We start from the raw sequence: 17,465 nt of genomic DNA on the forward strand, positions 1-17,465 counted from the left end.
GAAGGGGGGACCCAAAAATGAGCCTAGGACGCTGCCCCGGCCAGGACCGGCGCTACTGGAAGCCCGACGATATTTTCGAGGAACCCTGCCCCCACTGCGGCGGGCTGATTGAGTTCTGGAAAGACGACGTAAACTTACGCTGTCCCCACTGCCGCAAGCTGGTAACCAATCCCCGCTTTGATCCCGGCTGTGCCGCCTGGTGTTCCTACGCCAGCAAGTGCCTGGGCGAAATGGCCGCTGTTTACCAGCGCCAGCCCCGGGTGATCCGCGATAAGCTGGAAGTGGAAGCCCGGAAAAATCTTTTCCACCACCGGGAATTGCTCAACCTGGCTTTAAAGGCCGCCGGCTTTGCCGAAAAAATAGCCAGGGAAGAAGGCGTGCAGCCCCTGGTGGCCATCGCCGCCTGCCTCTTCTACGACCTGGGTGCAGCCGGAGAAAAAGCAAGCAGCACTGCCCTGGCCAGGGAGATCATGACCAGGGTTGGCCTCGAACCAGAGATTATCGACCAGGTGGTGAAGATTATCGCCGCCAGGGACACAGTCCTGGACGACCCCGCCTGGCAGGTCGTCCAGGAGGCCCGACGCCTGGCAAAAACAGTGGTCGAAAGCCAGAGGCCGGGGCGTCAAGTTATAGCCGCTGCCATGGACAGAGGAGATATTCAAGGAAATTAAGCATCATGTACAGCACCAACCCCATGCCGGCCATGGCTAGTATCCCGGCAAACATGGCGCCGTAGTCGGCCCGGAACAGGCCGTCCAGGATAAAATAGCCCAGGCCGCTGTTCCCAGCAATGGTCTCACTTAAAAATAGAACGGATATAGCACTGCCAAGGGATATGCGGCTGGCAGTAATGATCTCCGGCAGGCAGGCAGGTATTATTACCTGGCGGTAGAGGCTGATTTTCCCGGCCCCCAGGGAAGCAACGGACAGCAGCAGCTGGGGCGGGATCTGCCGGGCCGCGTCCCGGGTTGTAATCAAGATCTGGTTGACAATGACCAGGAAAATGACCAGCATCTTGGTGGTGTCACCAATGCCTAAGAGGACCATGGCTACAGGTAAAAGGGCTACCTTGGGAACCGGGTAAAGCAGATAGACCAGGGGCGCCAGGAAGGAATCGAAGGCCCGGTGGCGGCCGGCCAGGAGGCCTAAAGGTACTCCAATTATAAGGGCCAGAGCCAGGCTTCCCAGTACCCGATAGGTGCTGATATAAAAGTGCCGGGCCAGTTCCGGCCCTCCCGCCTTAACCAGGCTCCGGAGGGCCGACAAGGGACCCGGCAAGCCCGGGTTGTTGATCCATACGGCCACAAGCCACCAGAGGCTAAATAAAAAAAGAATGGACGCCAGGTAGGATAGGGCCCGGCGGGAATCCGGCACGGGACTATACACCTCCCCGCGACACGGTGCTAATATTAGGTGCTACATTTATTTTCGCAGGAGCTGGCGCACGCGGGAGCAAAGTTGATGGAATTCAGGGGTAAAACGGTAATCCTCCCTTCCCGCCCCCGGGTTGGCCAGGACCGCCTTTACCTGTCCCGGCGCTCCTGTCAGGACAATAATTTGCTGTCCCAGAAAAGCGGCTTCCTCGATGTTATGGGTAACCAGCACGGTAGTCAGCCGGCGCTGGTTTTGTATTTCTACCAGGGTCTGCTGCAGGCTCTCCCGGGTCAGGGCATCCAGGGCGGAAAAGGGCTCGTCCATCAGCAGGACATCCGGTTCCAGGGAGAGGGCTCTGGCAATAGCCACCCGTTGTTTCTGTCCCCCGCTCAGCTGGGCCGGATAGCGTTTTTCCAGGCCGGCCAGCCCCAGACCGGCCAGCAGAGGCTGCAGGCGCTCCTGCTGCTGGCGAGCGGTGAACTTCCGCAGGGCCAGGCCCAGGGCCGCGTTCTCCCACACCGTTTTCCAGGGCAGGAGGCCATAATCCTGGAGAATAATCGCCGTCCGCTGCCGCGGCTTTTTTATTCTTTCCCCGCCGATCCATATTTCCCCCCCGGCGGGCTGCAAAAGACCGGCCAGCAGGTAGAGCAGGGTTGTTTTACCGCAACCCGAAGGGCCTATGAGGACACAGGTCTGCCCCGCCGGTACGGTGAGGTTGATGTCAACCAGCGCCGGTACGGCCCCCCCGCCGGTGTAATAGGTGTAATCAAGATTAAAAACCCGGATCACTTATTCTCCCTGCCAGCAGGGACAAAGGTGGGGTCCACCAGTTCTTCGTAGCTGTATGCCGCCGGCAGTAATTTTTTAGCCACCATCCACTCCTGGACATCGGCTACCTCGGTTTTTGCCGGCACCCCTGGTGATGAAAATTTGGGTGACAGGTACGTATCTTTGAGCTCTGCGGGAATCCTGGCCCTGGTAATAAATAGCTCCCGGTACTTATCCGGATGGCTGCTTACCAGACCGGCTGCCTCGGCATAAACCTGCAGCAGCTTCTTGATGGCGGGCCCTTTCTCCTTGATGGTTTCTTCCCGGAAGATAAGGACCACCTGGGACAAATTGCGGTCAATTTTCGTATCGTCCAGGATGACCCGGCCGCCTTTTTTCTCGGCCAGGGTGGCAAAGGGATCGGGCAGCAGGGCTGCTTCCAGCCTGCCCCCCAGGAGCAGCTGCAGGCGTTCCGGGATCTGGGGCACGGCCACCTTCTGCACGCTGCCGGGTTCTACCCCCGCGCCCTGCAGAAGCCTGTCGGCGACATATTCAATGATGGTATTTTCCGAAATGCCCACGGTTGCTCCCCTGAGCTGTTCCGGGCGGCTGACAGCGGAGCCCGGCCGGGTAACCAGGGCGAAGCGTCCTTCGGACGGTGTTGCCCCCATGGTCAGGGAGACGATTTTGACCGGCGTCCCGCCTTTCCGCAGGAGGGCCGTGGCCACAATGTCCGCCACTTCCCCGTCAATGCTTTTGGCCTGCAGGGCCAGGTCGCGCTCCCGGGCGCTGTTGAAGGGTACTAACTCGACCTTCAGCCCGGCCCTGGCAAAAAGGCCTTCCTGCTCGGCGACAAAAAAGGGGAAGTTGTCTTCTACCGGGATCAGGCCCAGCTTCAGGCTTTCCTTTCCCCTGGCCTTACCTCCCGGTGCCCTGCAGCCGGCTGCCATTAAAACCATAAGCAAGGTTAGCAAAAAGAAGATTAAGCGTTTCCCGCGCATTTTTTCACTCCTTTTTCCAGTAACCCTTTACCGCCAGGTTAACGCCAGAAAGGTAAAAACAAACATGAGTACGCTTAAATAGCCATTCAAGTTTAAAAAGGCCAGATTTAAGCGCGACAGGTCTTCCGGGGAAACTATGCGGTGCTCATAGATTAAGATAGCCGCCGCCAGCAATACCCCCAGGAAATAGATTAAACCCAGGTGCAGGAGCACGCCCACCAGGGCGAGCATCAGGATGGCGAAGGCATGCAGGCAGCGGGCGATAATCAGGGCCCGGGCCTTGCCAAAACGGGCTGGTATAGAATGAATGCCGTACTCCCGGTCAAAATCGTAATCCTGGCAGGCGTAGATAATATCAAACCCCGCCACCCAGCTCCCCATGCCCAGGCCCAGGACTATGGCCGGCAGGTCCATGGTCGCCCGGACAGCCACCCACGCTCCCACGGGAGCCAGGGCATCGGCCAGCCCCAGGACCAGATGGCAGGCCCAGGTCCAGCGTTTGGTATAAGAATAAATAACCAGGACAAAAACGGCAATGGGCAGCAGCTGCACACAGAGCCAGTTTAACTGCATGGCGGCATAAAATAAAAGGCCAAAGGAAAGAAGGGTATACAGCCACACTTCGGCTACGGACAAAAGCCCCCGGGGCAGGGCCCGGCCGGCCGTGCGCGGGTTCAAGGCATCAATATGGCGGTCAATGAGGCGGTTTAACGACATAGCTGCCGTCCGCGCCCCGATCATGGCCAAGGTAATCCAGCCAAGCTGGGCCGGAGTCGGCCGGCCGCCGGCCGCCAGGAAAGCACCCAGGTAAGCAAAGGGGAGGGCAAAAATGGTATGCTCAAACTTGATCATTTCCAGGAAGATCTTCAGCTTACGGCAGGCCATAATCGTGCCACTTCCTGTCGATGCGTTCCAAAATCTCCCGGCTCATGCGCGCTTCCCGGGGCCAGGGCCGCGGGTACCCTTCTTCCGGCAGCTTCCGGGTAGCATCCAGCCCCATCTTGCTGCCGTAACCTGTATAGGCGGAGGCATGATCGAGGATGTCCACCGGCCCGTCCACGATTACCGTATCCCGTCGGGGTTCAATGTTGCCTAGAACACGCCAGCGCACTTCTTGAAGATCATGCACATTCACGTCGTCGTCAACGACAATGATCAGCCGGGTAAACATCATCTGCCCCATGCCCCAGAGGGCGTGCATGACTTTACGCGCCTGGCCGGGGTAACTTTTGCGGATGGAGACGATGACACAGTTGTGGAATACCCCCTCGGCCGGGAAGTTAATGTCCACAACCTCCGGCAGCTGGAGCTGGATCAGGGGCAAAAAGAGCCGTTCCGTTACTTTGCCTAAATAGACATCTTCCATGGGCGGCGGCCCCACCACCGTGGCCGGGTAAACGGCGCGGCGCCGCATTGTCAGGCAGGTAAGGTGGAAAACCGGGTAATAGTCGGCCGGCGAGTAGTAGCCTGTATGGTCGCCGAAGGGGCCTTCCAGCCGCCTTTCATGGACGTCCACATAACCTTCCAGGATGATTTCCGCCCGGGCCGGCACTTCGACATTCACCGTTAAGGCCGGGACCATCTCCACCGGTTCCCGGCGTAAGAACCCGGCGAAAAGCATTTCATCAAATCCCGGCGGCAGGGGAGCAGTCGCGGCATAAATCACGGCCGGGTCGGCCCCCAGGGCTACGGCTACTTCCAGGCGGCCTTGGCTTTTGCGCAGGTGCTCCGCCCCGTCCTTGTGGAGCTGCCAGTGCATGCCGGTGGTGCGGTCATCAAATACCTGCATGCGGTACATGCCTACATTGCGACGGCCGGTGACCGGGTCGTGGGTGAAAACCAGGGGCAGGGTAATAAAGCGACCGCCATCTTCCGGCCAGAGCTGCAGTACCGGCAGTTCCGCCAGGGAAGGAGGGTCAACCCGCACCTCCTGGCAGGGGGCGGTTTTGACCCGGCGCGGAAGAAAACGGCCCAGTTCGGCCAGGCGCGGCAGGCTTTTCAATTTCTCCAGCCAGCCGCCGGCCTTTCCAGGTAAATCGAGTAAAGCCCTCAATCGCGCAGCCGGTTCTTCCAGGTCGGCGATCTGCAGGGCCGCTTTCACCAGCTCCTCACTACCGAAAAGATTGGTGACTACAGGTAAAGGTGAGCCCTTTACCCGTTCAAAGAGGAGGGCCGGCCCCCCTTTTTTCACTACCCGGTCGGTTATGGCGGCAATTTCCAGCACCGGGTCGACTTCTACCTTCACCCGGTGGAGCAGTCTTTTTTGTTCCAGGCAGGCAAGATAAGCCTGCAGATCCTCATGGGGCAACTCTTTCTCACTTCTCCTTTTGCTGCATTCTGGCCAGGATGCGGTGGTTCTCCTGGACCTTCTGGGTGATATCTTTGGCCGATTGGGAAGTCCGGGCCGCCAGGTCCCGTACCGCCTGGGCCACCACCGTGAAGGTGCGGCCGTGCTCCCCGGCCCGGGCCGCTTCGATGGAGGCATTGAGGGACAGGATCTTCGTCTGCTCGGCGATATCGCCGATAATCCTGGCTACGGCAGCGATTTCATCATGGAAACGGGTCAGGTGCTGGAGCTGGTCAATAATATAGCTTTCAATGGCCAGCTGCATGTCAAAGACAATCCTTTTGGTAAAGGCCTCCAGCAAGCGCAGGGCCAGATCGGGATCATCGCCATGGTAGTGCCAGATAATGCGGTGAAGCTCACTGAAGTAAAGGCGATAGGACCCCAGGTACCACTTGGGATAGAGGCCGATTTCCTGGTGCTTCTTACCAATGTGCAGGCGCCAGGATATGTATTCTTCATCTATGACCGGCGAAGTAAGGCTGATAAAATAAGCTTTCTGGGTCTTTGATAGTCGTTCTATCGTACTGTGGTTTTTAATTAAAGCATCCAGGTACGGATACTGAACAAGCTGGTCATAAAAGTTTTTAACTACAGTATCAGCTTCTTTCATAAATATATCTCTTTCTGCGTGCATCAGGGCCAACTCCGCCTCGCCAATACCCAAAAAACGCAATTGCTCGGCATAGGTAGCCGCAATGGCCATATTTCCACCCCCGCATTCTCCTGATGAAACATATTTCGCTTTTGAAAACCATATTCCTTCTCCATAGAATTGACTGGCCGTAAGATATATGTTTTAATGACAAAAAACAATGGTAATTCGCCGGGGAGGAAGAATTATGGATAAAGAAAAAATCCGCCAGGCGGTAAGGATGCTCATCGAGGCCGTAGGTGAAGACCCGGAGCGGGAAGGCTTGAGGGAAACGCCGCGTCGTATTGCCGATATGTACGCCGAGATCTTTGCCGGTATCAACCGCGACCCGGGGGAAGAACTGACGGTAGTCTTTGATGAGCACCATGAAGAAATGGTGCTGGTCAAGGATATCCCCCTCTATTCCATCTGCGAGCACCATTTTCTCCCCTTCCTTGGGAAAGCCCATGTTGCCTATATACCGCGTGGTAAGATTACGGGCCTCTCCAAGCTGGCGCGGGTAGTGGACATTGCCGCCCGGCGGCCCCAGGTCCAGGAGCGTTTAACGTCGCAAATCGCCGATATTATCATGGAGAAGCTGGACCCTTACGGCGTGGTAGTAGTCATTGAAGCCGAGCATTTATGCATGAGTATGCGGGGGGTCAAAAAGCCCGGGCACCTGACCATCACCTCCGCCGTCCGCGGCCTTTTCCGCCGTGACCAGGCCGCCCGGGCCGAGGCTATGGCGCTGATCCGGGGCAAATAACTGGCTAAACCTTTCTCCATGGAGGGCTTTATGGTTAAAGATAAAATAATCCTGGACGGGCTGGAATTCTATGCCTTCCACGGCTGCCACCCTGCCGAGGCAGAGCTCGGCCAGCCCTTCATCGTCGATGCCGAACTCTACCTGGACCTCGCCCCGGCCGGGCAGGCTGATGACCTGCAGGCCACGGTTAATTACGATGCGGTTTATCGCCTGATTCGGGAGACCGTCACCGGGCAACGCTTTAAACTCCTGGAAGCCCTGGCGGAAGCTGTAGCGCAAAAAATCCTCACCAGCTTCCCGGTAGAAGAGGTGCTGGTGCGGGTAAAAAAACCCCGGGCACCCCTGCCCGGGACCTTCAATTACGCCGCCGTAGAAATCCGGCGCCGCCGGAAAGGCCCTTAGCCTTCCAGGCAGGCCACCCTTTTGGGTTCCCTTTCCTCATAACGGGCGCAGGTTAGGCCGGATTTTAAGAGGGGAAGCAGCTCCTGCCTGGCTTCTTCCAGGGTTAGGGGTAAGTTTACAGGTATACCCTCCCGGGAAAGATGGGCAAAGAGCTCCACCAGGAGGGGAGGTTCCAGGTTGGCCTGGCGTAAGATATCCAGCCGGGCAAAGACCTCACGCGGGCTGCCCTGCATCAGGATCACGCCCTCGCTGATTACATATATCCGGTCGGCGACCAAGGGCACCAGGTTGATATCATGGTTGGTCATCACTATGGTGGTGCCGAACTGGTGGTTAAATCGATCCAGCAGATGGATTATTTCCCTTTTCGACCGGGGATCCAGGCCGTCGAAGGGCTCATCCAGAAGAAGCAATTCGGGCCGCATGACCATGGCCCCCGCCAGGGCCACTTTCTTTTTCTCACCCCCGCTCAGGTAATGGGGGATTTTATCTTTCAGGTGATAAATGTCCATGGCCTGGAGGATGTTCTCCACCAGTTCCCTGACTTCACCGGGCTTTAAACCGCTGTTCCTGGGAGCCAAGGCGATGTCGTCCCAGACCGTAGGCCCGATAATCTGTTCATCCACGTTTTGGAAGACCACCCCCACCCGCCGCCTCAAGGAAGCAAATTCCCTGACCGGGTCTACCCCCAGGACCTGGACCTCGCCTTCAACAGGTTTAAGCAGGCCGGTAAGGTGAGCCAGGAGAGTAGTTTTTCCCGAACCGTTGGGACCAAGAATCATTACTCTCTCCCCGGCCCGGACCACAAAATCCAGCCCGCAAAATCTCACCTCCGTTTTGTCCGGGTAGACATGGCGCAGGCATTTAACCCTGACCACTTCCGTCATAGCATCACCACCCAGAGAAGGACAGCCAGCCCGGCCAGCAAGGGGCCCAGATCATACCAGGTAGGCTGGTACCATTTACCTTCATAAAAACTCCCCGGCCGGTAGCCCCGCAGGGCCAGTACGTGATACATCCGCTCACTGGTATCCAGGGAATGGATTAGCAGCACCCCCAGGGCAGCGGCCGCATTGCGCATGTTGACTATTAATTTGAGGGGGTTATAGCCGCCCTTAACCTTCAGGGCCGTCAGAAAATTATCAAGCCGGTCTAAGAGAATAAAGAAGGAACGGTAGGTCAAAAAGAGGGCGTCGGCGATGAACGGCGGTAGCCATCTCCGCAAACAGGCAAAGATAGCGGGGACACCGGTAGTGGTTAACAACAGGACCATGGAAGTGGCAGCAGTGATTGCTTTAAGAATTACCAGAACCGGCCCCGTCCAGCCGTTACCCGGCAGGCTCATGGCAAAAACGCCGGCCAAAAAGGCCGGGTAGAAAAGTATGTGTACAAAGCGGCGCAGGGGTATACCGGCCGTGATCAGCAGGGCCAGCAGCAAAACCAGGGTTAAGACAAGGGGTAAAAGCTTGCTGCTCAGTACCACGGCAGCAATTACTGCGATGGTAAAAAGTATCTTGGCCGTGGCCGAAGCCCGGTGCCAGAAACTATGGCCCCGGAAAGCCAGGTAGTCAATATCCGCCAGGTGCATTTTTTCGCCCTCTCTCGAAAAATCTATTCCGTAGCCACCGGTGGAGCCGGGCCGTCGATTAAACCGGGTCTTACTTTTAATAAGTAACCTATGATCAGGGCCGTTACCACAGACTCAACAATTATACCTGCCAGGCTGATAGGCAGGACGACCCGGAGCAGGCGCGCCAGGGATATCCCAGGTTCGTTGTGCATTTCATTCCCGGCAGCGGCTATGTCCGGTCCGCTGGCTTCTACTACCTGTTCTTCATGATGGTCTTCGTAGAAGACCAGGACCGGGTCTATCCGGGTAAGGCCCAGCGTAGCAAACATCAGGGAAAGGGAAAAAACCAGGGCCAGGGAGGTGGCGGCCGCTGCTGCCGTTACCGGGCGGAATCGTTGCCTGAAAGCGAAGAATAAGTAATAACCCATAATCGCCTCACTGCCGACCACCAGGGTATTCAGGCCCACAACAGTAATTCCACCGTGGCCCGTGAGGGCCAGGATGAGATTGACTATAAAAACCGCCACCAGACCCAGCCAGGGCCCCAAGAGAATGCCCGCCAGGACCGTTAAATTCAGGTGCACCGGGAGTAATCCCAGGGGTACGTTCATGGCCAGGAGCATAAAGGCGCTGACGAATCCCAGGCGGGGTAGTTTCTTCCTGAGGTCTTCCCTACCGGCTTGCCTGACAGCCAGGGCTAAAGCAAGGGCCGTAACGGCATAACCCACGACCAGCCAGGCAGGAGCGATGACCCCGTCGGGAATATGGAGGTGACTCATGGCTCTAGGACCCTCCTTTGCACTTCTCACAGTCCAGGCAGTAGCCGTAGGCTTCAAACTGGTGCCCGGTTACCAGGAAGCGGTGCTTCCTGGCCAGACTCTCATCTAGCTGCACCGGACAGGAAGAAAGTTCTATGACCCGGCCGCACCTAAGGCAGAAGAGGTGGTGATGATGTTCGGCCCGGGCTTCAAAGCGGGCGCGGCCGTCGCCAAAATCCACCCGACCAATAAGTTTTAAGTCGGCTAACAGGTTCAGATTGCGGTAAACCGTGGCCAGGTTCAGCTCCGGGCACGTCATTTGTACCCGCTGATGCACCTCTTCGGCGGTAAGGTGCTCTCCGGTTGTGGCCAGGGCCGCCAGTATTGCCTTTCGCTGCCTGGTCAGCTTGTAACCGCTTCCGGCAAGGGTTTCCTCGAGATTATTCCTCCCAGCCATGAATGCACCGCCTAAATGCAAACGATTTGCATCTATAAGATAGCACAATAAGTCCATGAAGGCAAGGGTTTCCCGTCCATTAATGCAAATCCATTGCATTTAACTGCAATAAATATATGCCCGGCTGCACCTGTTTATACCTGCGTCCCGGCGTCAAAGGCAGCTACTCTAGCGGCCGGTAGCGGCTGACGATGGCTTCAGCTACCTTAAGGCCGTCGACAGCGGCGGAGACAATACCTCCAGCATACCCCGCCCCTTCGCCCGCCGGGTAAAGGCCCCCTATGCTGGCCTCAAAGCGTTCATCGCGCCAGATGCGTACCGGAGAAGAACTGCGGGTTTCCACCCCGGTCAGCACCGCCTCCGGCAGGGCAAAGCCGTAAACCTTGCGGTCAAAAACGGTTATGGCTTCCCTTAAAGTGGCCACTACATAATCAGGCAGGCATTTTTTTAGCTCCTGGAGGGTTACCCCCGGGCGATAGGTAGGCCTAACTTTGCCCAGTTGTTCAGAAGGCCGCCCAGCCAGGAAGTCGCTCACCATCTGGGCCGGGGCATGATAATTTTCCCCTCCCAGCTGGAAAGCCAGGCGTTCCCAGCGGCGCTGGAACTCGACCCCGGCCAGGGGGTGATCGCTGCCAAAATCCTCCGGCGTTACTCCCACTAAGAGGGCGCTGTTGGCATTCTCCCCATCCCGGGCGTAGGTGCTCATGCCGTTGGTCACCACACCGCCGGGTTCCGAGGCGGCAGCCACCACGGTGCCCCCGGGGCACATGCAGAAGGTATAGGCCGAGCGGCCGTTAGGTGCGTGGTAGGCCAGTTTATAGTCGGCCGGTCCCAGTCCCTCCAGGCCGGCAAATTGCTTGTACTGGGCAACATTAATCAGGTCCTGGGGATGTTCAATGCGTACCCCGATAGAAAAGGGTTTGGGGCCCACCTGCACCCCTCGCTCTACCAGCAATTTAAAAGTATCCCTGGCACTGTGGCCACAGGCGAGAACGGCCACCGTTGCCGGCAGCTTTTCCGTACCATTTATAACCAGGCCCTGGAGGTGGTTGTCCCCTATTTCGATACCGGTAACCTGGGCGTTAAAACAAACCTCGCCTCCCAGGCGAATTATTTCATTACGCAAATTTTTAACTACATACCGCAGAATATCGGTGCCGATATGGGGCCGGTAATAATACAGAATTTCCTCCGGTGCCCCGCACCGTACCAATTCCTCCAGGACGAAACGGCAGCGGTGATCGTTAATTAAAGTCGTCAGCTTGCCGTCAGAAAAAGTACCAGCCCCGCCCTCACCGAACTGAACATTGCAGCCGGGATCCAGGTGACCTTCCTGCCAGAAGCGGGCTACCACCCTGGTCCGGGTGTCCACATCAGCACCCCTTTCCAGGAGGAGAGGCCGGTAACCCTGGCGGGCTAAAAGCAGCCCGGCAAAAAGTCCGGCCGGCCCGGTACCGATAATTACGGGACGGTGTGCAAGTTTTTCCTCGCCCGGTTTGACGAATTGATAGACCGGGTAGGTAGCCCGGGAGATGGTTTTATCGCCGGCATGTTTCTTTAACAGGCGGCTTTCATTCTTAACCCTGGCATCCAGGGTATAGACCCAGTAGATCATCTCCCGGGAACGGGCATCCAGGGACTGGCGGTAAATGGTAAAACCCTGTAAATCCCGGGCCGGTATGCCGAGCTTTTGCAAAAGGGCGGCCTGCAGATCCGGCACTTTATCTGTTACGGGTATCTTGATACCTGTGACTCTGAGCACTGCTTCACCTTCTTTAATTTATACGGTTATGATTTTATTTTACCATTTGAGCCAGGCTTAAATATCCGGGCAGGGATAAAAAAAGACGGTCCGGCTCCCTCGTCGAAGGGATAACCAAAGACCGCTGGCAAAAGTAAAACGTTACTCCAGCTCACGGGCAAGCTTCTGCCTTAAATAGCTGCTTCACCCATTTCACCGGTACGAATACGGATGGCATTTTCTATATTATATATAAAGATTTTACCATCGCCGATGGAACCGGTACGGGCTTCCCTCAAGATAAGGTTAATCGCCTCATCTACGTCTTTATCCAGGACAACAATTTCTACCTTAACTTTAGGTAACAAGTCAATTGTATACTGGCTGCCGCGGTAAACTTCAGTTTTGCCCTTTTGCAGGCCGCAACCGGTAACATGGGTTACGGTCATCCCATTGATGCCGTATTTACCCAGGGCCTCTTTCACAGCTTCCAGCCTGGCCGGCCGGATAATGGCCTCGATCTTTTTCATTTTTTCCCCGCCTTTCCATTGAACTACGGTATCCTGCCTCAGTGAACTTGCGTACCACGCATGACGAAATCACCGTAGGCCTGGATACCGTGCTCGTAAATATCCAACCCTTCGCTTTCCTCTTCCTCAGATACCCGCAAACCTACAGTAACTTTGATGATAGCAAAAAGGATGGCTGCTGTAAGTACAGTCCAGGCAAAAACTGCTGCCACGCCAATTAACTGGGTGATCAACAGGGAGACGCCGCCGCCGTAGAAAAGGCCTCCCTCGACGGCAAAAAGACCGACCATAATGGTTCCAAAAGCACCGCTAAAACCGTGAACTGAAACGGCGCCAACAGGGTCATCAACCTTTAAAACCTTATCCATAAATTCCACTCCCAGGGCCGTTACGCAGCCCGACAGGAAGCCGATAATCACAGCTCCCAGGGGACTGACGGCAGCCGTCCCGGCCGTAATGCCCACCAGTCCACCCAGGGTACCGTTCAGAGTCAAACTGACATCGGGTTTCCCAAAACGCAGCCAGGGCAGAATGAGGCCGCCAAAGGCCCCTGCCGCCGCAGCCAGGTTAGTCGTGACGGCGATGCGGGCAATGTCCGGTGTGGTACCGGAAAGGGTGCTGCCCGGGTTAAAACCGAACCAGCCGAACCAGAGTAAGAAGACGCCCAGGGCTCCCAGGGTAATGCTGTGGCCGGGAATAGCCCTCACACTACCGTCAGGACCAAACTTGCCGCGCCGGGGACCCACCATGGCCGCGCCTACCAGGGCCGTCCAGCCCCCGACCGAGTGGACTACAGTGGAACCGGCAAAATCGATGAAGCCGCGCTGGGATAGCCAGCCGCCGCCCCAGGCCCAGTGGCCAACTACAGGGTAGATGACGGCACTGATAAAGATGCTGTAAATCAGGTAAGCAACAAACTTCGTCCTTTCAGCCATAGCGCCGGAAACGATGGTAGCTGCTGTAGCGCAGAAGACTGTCTGGAAAATCAGGAAAGCGTAGAGGGGGATCTCCAGTCCCAGGTGTTCGAAGGTGCCTGTTGTTCCCCAGCCGGTGGTCCCGATAAAGCCGCCGGCATCAACGCCAAACATGATGGCAAAGCCAACCAGCCAGTAGATGATGGAACCGGAACAAAAGTCGATGAGGTTCTTCATGACAATATTGGCTGCATTTTTGGCCTGGGTAAAGCCGGTTTCGACCATGGCAAAGCCCGCCTGCATAATGAAAACTAGAAAAGCAGCTATTAAAGTCCAGACGGTATCAAGGGCAGTCGCGTTGCTGGCAGCCGTCGGCTCCCCGGCCCAGGCCACAGAAGGGAGAAATAACATAACGCTTACAAAGAGAAGAACCAGACCGATTCTGCATCTTGAAATTTGCATGGTTTTACCTCCCCCAAACTTTTTTAAACGAAATTACCATCTCTTCCTGACCTGTTTGCCCATGGCTACCCCCTCCCTGGTGTTAAAGAATTAAAAAGTAAAAGGCGCTACCCCAGGGGGCTTTCAATCCACCCTGATTAGCGCCTTTACTTGCTCCCAACATTAGGATAATAATAAAGCCGCTATCTTAAAAATGATAGCGGCTTCATCGCCTTGTAAGCACCATTGCTTACGTTATTTTATTTTGTTTTTATTATAATTACCTGGAACCCCAATGTCAATAAATAAAATTTCTTAGCTATTTTAGCGGCGTAACCATAAAACAGCTACCACCAAGGCGGCCAGGCAAATACGGTACCAGGTAAATAGGAGGTAACTGCCGTGGCGCAAGTACTGGAGCAAAAACTTGATGGCTAAAAAGCCGACGACGGCTGCCGTCAGAACCCCCAAGATAAAGGGCAGGTTGATAGCAGCCAGGGTTAATTCCTTTAACTGCAGCAGGGCTGCCCCGGCAATAATCGGCACCGACATGAGGAAGGAAAAGCGGGCTGCCGTCTCGCGCTGCATCCCGGTAAGGAGCCCGGCGGACATGGTAATCCCGGAACGAGAGACGCCGGGGATTATGGCCAGTGCCTGGGAAATACCAACAATAATGCTGTCAGCCAGGGTAATATCATCCATTTGCCGGGTCTTTCGACCCACCCGGTCGGCCCACCACAGGCCAATACCCATCAAGGTAAGGGTTAAAGCAATGAGCTGGGGCGAGCGGAAAACCGTCGCGGCCTGGTCTTCCAGGAGATAACCAAAGATGGCCCCCGGGATGGAGGCAACAACCAGGTACCAGAAGAGGCGGCCGTCCTGGCTCCTGGGTTGAAACAAGCCGCAAACAACCAATTCTATAAGGTCTCGCCAGAAATAAGCTACCACGGCAATCAGCGTACCCAGGTGCAAGGCGACATCAAAGGTTAAGCCCGGGTCGGGCCAGCGGAAAAACCAGGGAAGCAAAACCAGATGGGCAGAACTGGAGATAGGCAAAAACTCGCCAAGGCCCTGGACCAGGCCCAGGACAATGGCCTGGATGTAGTTCATTCTCATACTCTCCTTAGAATTTAGTCACATAGCAAGTTTATCTTCACCTTCCCCCCGTGTCAAGTATTGCCGTCCTGTTACCCGTGTGTCAAGAATCAACACAGGTGGTCAATAAACAGTTATCAAATCCTTGAGGTCGTTGAACCTGCCCGGCCCGATACCGGAGACATTCTGCAGGTCTTCAATGGTCCGGAAGGGGCCTTTCTGGTTCCGGTAGTCGATGATGCGCTGGGCCAGGGTAGGGCCTATACCAGGTAAACTATCCAGCTCCGCCATGGTGGCGGTGTTAATATTTACCTTACCGCCTGTCTTAGCAGTATCGCCGGCAGTGCCTCCCCCAGAAGTTACCGGGCCGGAAAAATTGCTACTACCACCTGCCGGCCCTGCCTCGCCCTGGCGGGGAACAATCACCTGCTGGCCGTCATTTAAAGGCGCGGCCAGGTTCAGGGCATTAGGATTGGCCTCCGGTAATAACCCTGCCAGGCTGACTGCTTCGTTGACTCTGGCTCCGGCCTTGAGCTCGTAGACACCGGGCCTCTGCACCGCCCCGGCTACATGGACCTGGATGGTCGGTGGTTTGGAACCGTTAGCCCCCTGGTCCTCAGCGGCAGGTTTGTCCCCGGTAAGAGCCGCCGCGGCTTTATCTCCCGGCACAACCCGGGGCAGCTCTTTTGCCGCTTGCCGTTCCTGCCAGCGGCCGTACTGGAGACCGGCGCCGAAGAGGAGGGCCGCCACCAGGGCTGCGGCCAGCCAGCGCACGCGGCCGTCCCATTCCCACACTTCCTATCACCCCGGTAAAAGTTCTTACTCAATTAAAAATACGACTAGAATCGTCTTTTTCCTGCCATTGGCGCCATATTCTACCACTAATAGATATCAAAAGTCCCCTCGCAGGGGTACGAAGCTGCCAGTAACCACCATCTGCTAACGTGGTACCGTCAGGGGAAGTAAATGGATAAAGCCGGTGCTGGAGCACCGGCTTTATCCATAAAAGCTATTACCTGCATGGCAATCCTGTTAAGGGTTAACGGAAAAAGAGGAGGGTGTCCAGGATAAACAGGGGAATTAAAATACCCATCGACCAGGCCATATAGCCGAAGAAGCTCGGCATGCGGATGGCATTCTCTTCCGCTATGGAGCGCACCATAAAGTTGGGAGCATTACCGATATAAGTATTGGCCCCCATAAACACCGCCCCACAGGATACGGCCAGCAACATCTTGGGAGCTACTATCCCTACAGTGGTCGGCACGCCGCTGGCGGCTCCCAGGCTAGCGGCAGTGGTCAAAAACACCAGGTACGTGGGAGCGTTATCCAGGAAGCTGGAAAGGGCCCCCGTGGCCCAGAAAAACTGCGCCGGGTGGGTTAAGCCCAATTCCGCACCACGGGCGTGGAGGATGGCCAGGGCCGGGATCATGGTCATGAAGATACCGGCAAAAAGGGTGGCCACTTCCTTGATGGGGCCCCAGGTGAAGCGATTATCTTTGCGAATAAGCTGGGGAGTAGTTTTTAGAGACAAGAAGGCTGCCAGGAGAATGGCCAGGTCGCGGATTATATTGGTGTAAGGCAGTACCACTGCTTCTTCCCCATGCCTAAACAGGGTGATGCCGTAAAGGGTACCTGTTTTCAGATCGGCAAAGGCAGGGTTCTTGGCCAGGATGCCGCTGGTAATAACCGCAGCAAGAACGATGCCGAGATAAATAAGATTGTGTAACCCATCTACACGCAAGGGTTCCCGCTCGTTCTTCAGTTCCGGGACGCTTTCTTTACGGTAAAAGTAACTATCCAGGATATAATATAAGGCCAGGAGGATAATTACATTAAATCCCATAGGAACAATTAATCGCATTGTCCAGAAGAAGGGAACGCCCCTTAAATACCCGAGGAACAGGGGCGGGTCACCCACGGGTGTCAGGGAGCCGCCGATATTGGATACAAGGAAGATAAAGAAGATAATTATATGGGCCTTATAACGCCGCCACTCGTTGGCCCGGATCACCGGCCGGATCAGGAGCATGCTGGCTCCCGTCGTTCCCACCCAGCTGGCCAGGGCGGTGCCTACCAGGAGGAGCAATACGTTAACGGCCGGAGTTCCCTGCAAGGTCCCGCGAAGGATAATTCCTCCCGAGACTACAAATAGGCCAAAGAGGAGAATGATAAAGGGCAGGTAATCAAGCAGGTATACTTCCAGGGCCTGGAAAAAAGCAGTCCCGCTGCCGAAGGCGATTAAAAAGGGAATAAAGAAAACCAGGGCCCAGAACGCGCTTACCTTACCCATGTTGTGCTCCCACCAGTGGACGTTAACCAGGGGGAAGATAGCAATGGACAGCAACATACCTACAAATGGCAGTACGCTCCACCAGGGTAAAAGATGGCCCAATTCATTTCCTCCAGATGCCCAGGCCACATCGCTCAAGGCGAGAAAAGAACCGAACACCAGCAGCACTAACTGTAGAATTCGTTTAAGAGACATCCCATCCATCCTTTCTCCAGTTTCCCTCGCTACGCGCAACATTTTAACCTAACTAGAGCCATTTTTCCAGCCTTTTTGACGAAAACAGGGCAGGAACCGTTGATACCTTCTTTTACCCATGGGGTGGGATACCGCCTTTTATAATCACGCCCTGTGCTGGAAGCCGGGAGGGTCGCAGGTAG

Annotated in this window: 19 protein-coding genes; 3 read left to right on the forward strand and 16 right to left on the reverse strand. The window is 55.9% G+C overall.

The genetic code is table 11. The features are described 5' to 3' along the window. Nucleotides 1–17: 17 nt before the first annotated feature. Entirely contained in the window at nt 18–671 is a 654-nt protein-coding gene (locus tag FLZ89_RS02525) for a hypothetical protein (protein ID WP_141304269.1), read from the forward strand. Here FLZ89_RS02525 and FLZ89_RS02530 read toward each other — a convergent pair. Genes FLZ89_RS02530 through FLZ89_RS16370 form a run of 6 tightly spaced genes read right to left on the reverse strand, consistent with a single transcriptional unit; the run spans nt 628 to nt 6,193 of the window. After that, nucleotides 628–1,374 (reverse strand): ABC transporter permease, encoded by a 747-nt coding sequence (locus FLZ89_RS02530; RefSeq protein ID WP_253256392.1) that lies wholly within the window; start codon nt 1,372–1,374, stop codon nt 628–630. The genes FLZ89_RS02525 and FLZ89_RS02530 overlap by 44 nt on opposite strands. Nucleotides 1,375–1,422: 48 nt before the next feature. Continuing rightward, complete coding sequence (locus FLZ89_RS02535; RefSeq protein ID WP_141265464.1) at nt 1,423–2,163, reverse strand: ABC transporter ATP-binding protein; 741 nt, start codon at nt 2,161–2,163, stop codon at nt 1,423–1,425. Continuing rightward, complete coding sequence (locus FLZ89_RS02540; RefSeq protein WP_141304271.1) at nt 2,160–3,143, reverse strand: ABC transporter substrate-binding protein; 984 nt, start codon at nt 3,141–3,143, stop codon at nt 2,160–2,162. Before FLZ89_RS02540 ends, FLZ89_RS02535 begins: the two co-directional genes overlap by 4 nt. Before the next feature lie 27 nt (nt 3,144–3,170). Beyond that, nucleotides 3,171–4,028 carry a UbiA-like polyprenyltransferase gene (locus FLZ89_RS02545; protein ID WP_141304272.1) on the reverse strand — a complete coding sequence of 286 codons (858 nt, stop codon included), beginning with the start codon at nt 4,026–4,028 and terminating at the stop codon, nt 3,171–3,173. Continuing rightward, on the reverse strand, nt 4,015–5,451 hold the full coding sequence (locus tag FLZ89_RS02550) for a menaquinone biosynthesis decarboxylase (protein ID WP_141304273.1): 1,437 nt from the start codon (nt 5,449–5,451) through the stop codon (nt 4,015–4,017). The genes FLZ89_RS02545 and FLZ89_RS02550 overlap by 14 nt, the downstream gene beginning before the upstream one ends. A 7-nt stretch (nt 5,452–5,458) precedes the next feature. Then, entirely contained in the window at nt 5,459–6,193 is a 735-nt protein-coding gene (locus FLZ89_RS16370; protein ID WP_141304274.1) for a globin-coupled sensor protein, read from the reverse strand. Nucleotides 6,194–6,329: 136 nt separating this feature from the next. On the opposite strand from FLZ89_RS16370, the gene folE reads away from it, so the two are divergent. Both folE and folB read left to right on the forward strand, forming a co-directional pair. Beyond that, nucleotides 6,330–6,887: a GTP cyclohydrolase I FolE gene (folE, locus tag FLZ89_RS02560; RefSeq protein ID WP_141265459.1), complete on the forward strand. Its 558-nt coding sequence runs from the start codon at nt 6,330–6,332 to the stop codon at nt 6,885–6,887. Between the two features lie 30 nt (nt 6,888–6,917). Further along, complete coding sequence (gene folB, locus FLZ89_RS02565; RefSeq protein WP_141265458.1) at nt 6,918–7,289, forward strand: dihydroneopterin aldolase; 372 nt, start codon at nt 6,918–6,920, stop codon at nt 7,287–7,289. Here folB and FLZ89_RS02570 read toward each other — a convergent pair. From FLZ89_RS02570 to FLZ89_RS02615, 10 genes are all read right to left on the reverse strand, one after another. Further along, nucleotides 7,286–8,176, reverse strand: coding sequence for an energy-coupling factor ABC transporter ATP-binding protein (locus FLZ89_RS02570; RefSeq protein ID WP_141304275.1), 891 nt, complete (start codon nt 8,174–8,176; stop codon nt 7,286–7,288). The genes folB and FLZ89_RS02570 overlap by 4 nt on opposite strands. Then, the gene (locus FLZ89_RS02575; RefSeq protein WP_141265456.1) at nt 8,173–8,877 is read right to left on the reverse strand and encodes an energy-coupling factor transporter transmembrane component T family protein; all 705 of its coding nucleotides are present in this window, start codon (nt 8,875–8,877) and stop codon (nt 8,173–8,175) included. The genes FLZ89_RS02570 and FLZ89_RS02575 overlap by 4 nt, the downstream gene beginning before the upstream one ends. Before the next feature lie 23 nt (nt 8,878–8,900). After that, nucleotides 8,901–9,638, reverse strand: a complete 738-nt coding sequence (locus tag FLZ89_RS02580) for an energy-coupling factor ABC transporter permease (protein WP_141265455.1) — start codon at nt 9,636–9,638, stop codon at nt 8,901–8,903. 4 nt (nt 9,639–9,642) lie between these two features. Next, on the reverse strand, nt 9,643–10,074 hold the full coding sequence (locus FLZ89_RS02585; RefSeq protein WP_172613410.1) for a Fur family transcriptional regulator: 432 nt from the start codon (nt 10,072–10,074) through the stop codon (nt 9,643–9,645). 163 nt (nt 10,075–10,237) lie between these two features. Beyond that, nucleotides 10,238–11,836 carry an NAD(P)/FAD-dependent oxidoreductase gene (locus tag FLZ89_RS02590; RefSeq protein ID WP_141304276.1) on the reverse strand — a complete coding sequence of 533 codons (1,599 nt, stop codon included), beginning with the start codon at nt 11,834–11,836 and terminating at the stop codon, nt 10,238–10,240. Between the two features lie 170 nt (nt 11,837–12,006). Beyond that, nucleotides 12,007–12,345 (reverse strand): P-II family nitrogen regulator, encoded by a 339-nt coding sequence (locus tag FLZ89_RS02595; protein WP_054936376.1) that lies wholly within the window; start codon nt 12,343–12,345, stop codon nt 12,007–12,009. Between the two features lie 38 nt (nt 12,346–12,383). Next, nucleotides 12,384–13,721, reverse strand: coding sequence for an ammonium transporter (locus FLZ89_RS02600; protein ID WP_141265451.1), 1,338 nt, complete (start codon nt 13,719–13,721; stop codon nt 12,384–12,386). Between the two features lie 303 nt (nt 13,722–14,024). Further along, nucleotides 14,025–14,810, reverse strand: a complete 786-nt coding sequence (gene uppP, locus FLZ89_RS02605) for an undecaprenyl-diphosphatase UppP (protein WP_141265450.1) — start codon at nt 14,808–14,810, stop codon at nt 14,025–14,027. A 108-nt stretch (nt 14,811–14,918) separates the two neighbouring features. After that, nucleotides 14,919–15,590: a ComEA family DNA-binding protein gene (locus FLZ89_RS02610; protein WP_141304277.1), complete on the reverse strand. Its 672-nt coding sequence runs from the start codon at nt 15,588–15,590 to the stop codon at nt 14,919–14,921. A gap of 244 nt (nt 15,591–15,834) precedes the next feature. Beyond that, nucleotides 15,835–17,283, reverse strand: coding sequence for a sodium:proton antiporter (locus FLZ89_RS02615; protein ID WP_216363817.1), 1,449 nt, complete (start codon nt 17,281–17,283; stop codon nt 15,835–15,837). Between the last annotated feature and the right edge of the window lie 182 nt (nt 17,284–17,465).

Origin of the sequence: Moorella sp. E306M, assembly GCF_006538385.1 — a bacterium.
Taxonomy (GTDB): domain Bacteria; phylum Bacillota; class DSM-521; order Neomoorellales; family Neomoorellaceae; genus Neomoorella.

Coding starts and splice junctions, on each gene's coding strand:
- FLZ89_RS02540 (WP_141304271.1), bottom strand. CDS start 3,143: ATGCGCGGGAAACGCTTAATCTTCTTTTTGCTAACCTTGCTTATGGTT.
- FLZ89_RS02600 (WP_141265451.1), bottom strand. CDS start 13,721: ATGCAAATTTCAAGATGCAGAATCGGTCTGGTTCTTCTCTTTGTAAGC.
- FLZ89_RS02595 (WP_054936376.1), bottom strand. CDS start 12,345: ATGAAAAAGATCGAGGCCATTATCCGGCCGGCCAGGCTGGAAGCTGTG.
- uppP (WP_141265450.1), bottom strand. CDS start 14,810: ATGAACTACATCCAGGCCATTGTCCTGGGCCTGGTCCAGGGCCTTGGC.
- folE (WP_141265459.1), top strand. CDS start 6,330: ATGGATAAAGAAAAAATCCGCCAGGCGGTAAGGATGCTCATCGAGGCC.
- FLZ89_RS02585 (WP_172613410.1), bottom strand. CDS start 10,074: ATGGCTGGGAGGAATAATCTCGAGGAAACCCTTGCCGGAAGCGGTTAC.
- FLZ89_RS02545 (WP_141304272.1), bottom strand. CDS start 4,028: ATGGCCTGCCGTAAGCTGAAGATCTTCCTGGAAATGATCAAGTTTGAG.
- FLZ89_RS02580 (WP_141265455.1), bottom strand. CDS start 9,638: ATGAGTCACCTCCATATTCCCGACGGGGTCATCGCTCCTGCCTGGCTG.
- FLZ89_RS02575 (WP_141265456.1), bottom strand. CDS start 8,877: ATGCACCTGGCGGATATTGACTACCTGGCTTTCCGGGGCCATAGTTTC.
- FLZ89_RS02615 (WP_216363817.1), bottom strand. CDS start 17,283: ATGTCTCTTAAACGAATTCTACAGTTAGTGCTGCTGGTGTTCGGTTCT.
- FLZ89_RS16370 (WP_141304274.1), bottom strand. CDS start 6,193: ATGGCCATTGCGGCTACCTATGCCGAGCAATTGCGTTTTTTGGGTATT.
- FLZ89_RS02570 (WP_141304275.1), bottom strand. CDS start 8,176: ATGACGGAAGTGGTCAGGGTTAAATGCCTGCGCCATGTCTACCCGGAC.
- folB (WP_141265458.1), top strand. CDS start 6,918: ATGGTTAAAGATAAAATAATCCTGGACGGGCTGGAATTCTATGCCTTC.
- FLZ89_RS02525 (WP_141304269.1), top strand. CDS start 18: ATGAGCCTAGGACGCTGCCCCGGCCAGGACCGGCGCTACTGGAAGCCC.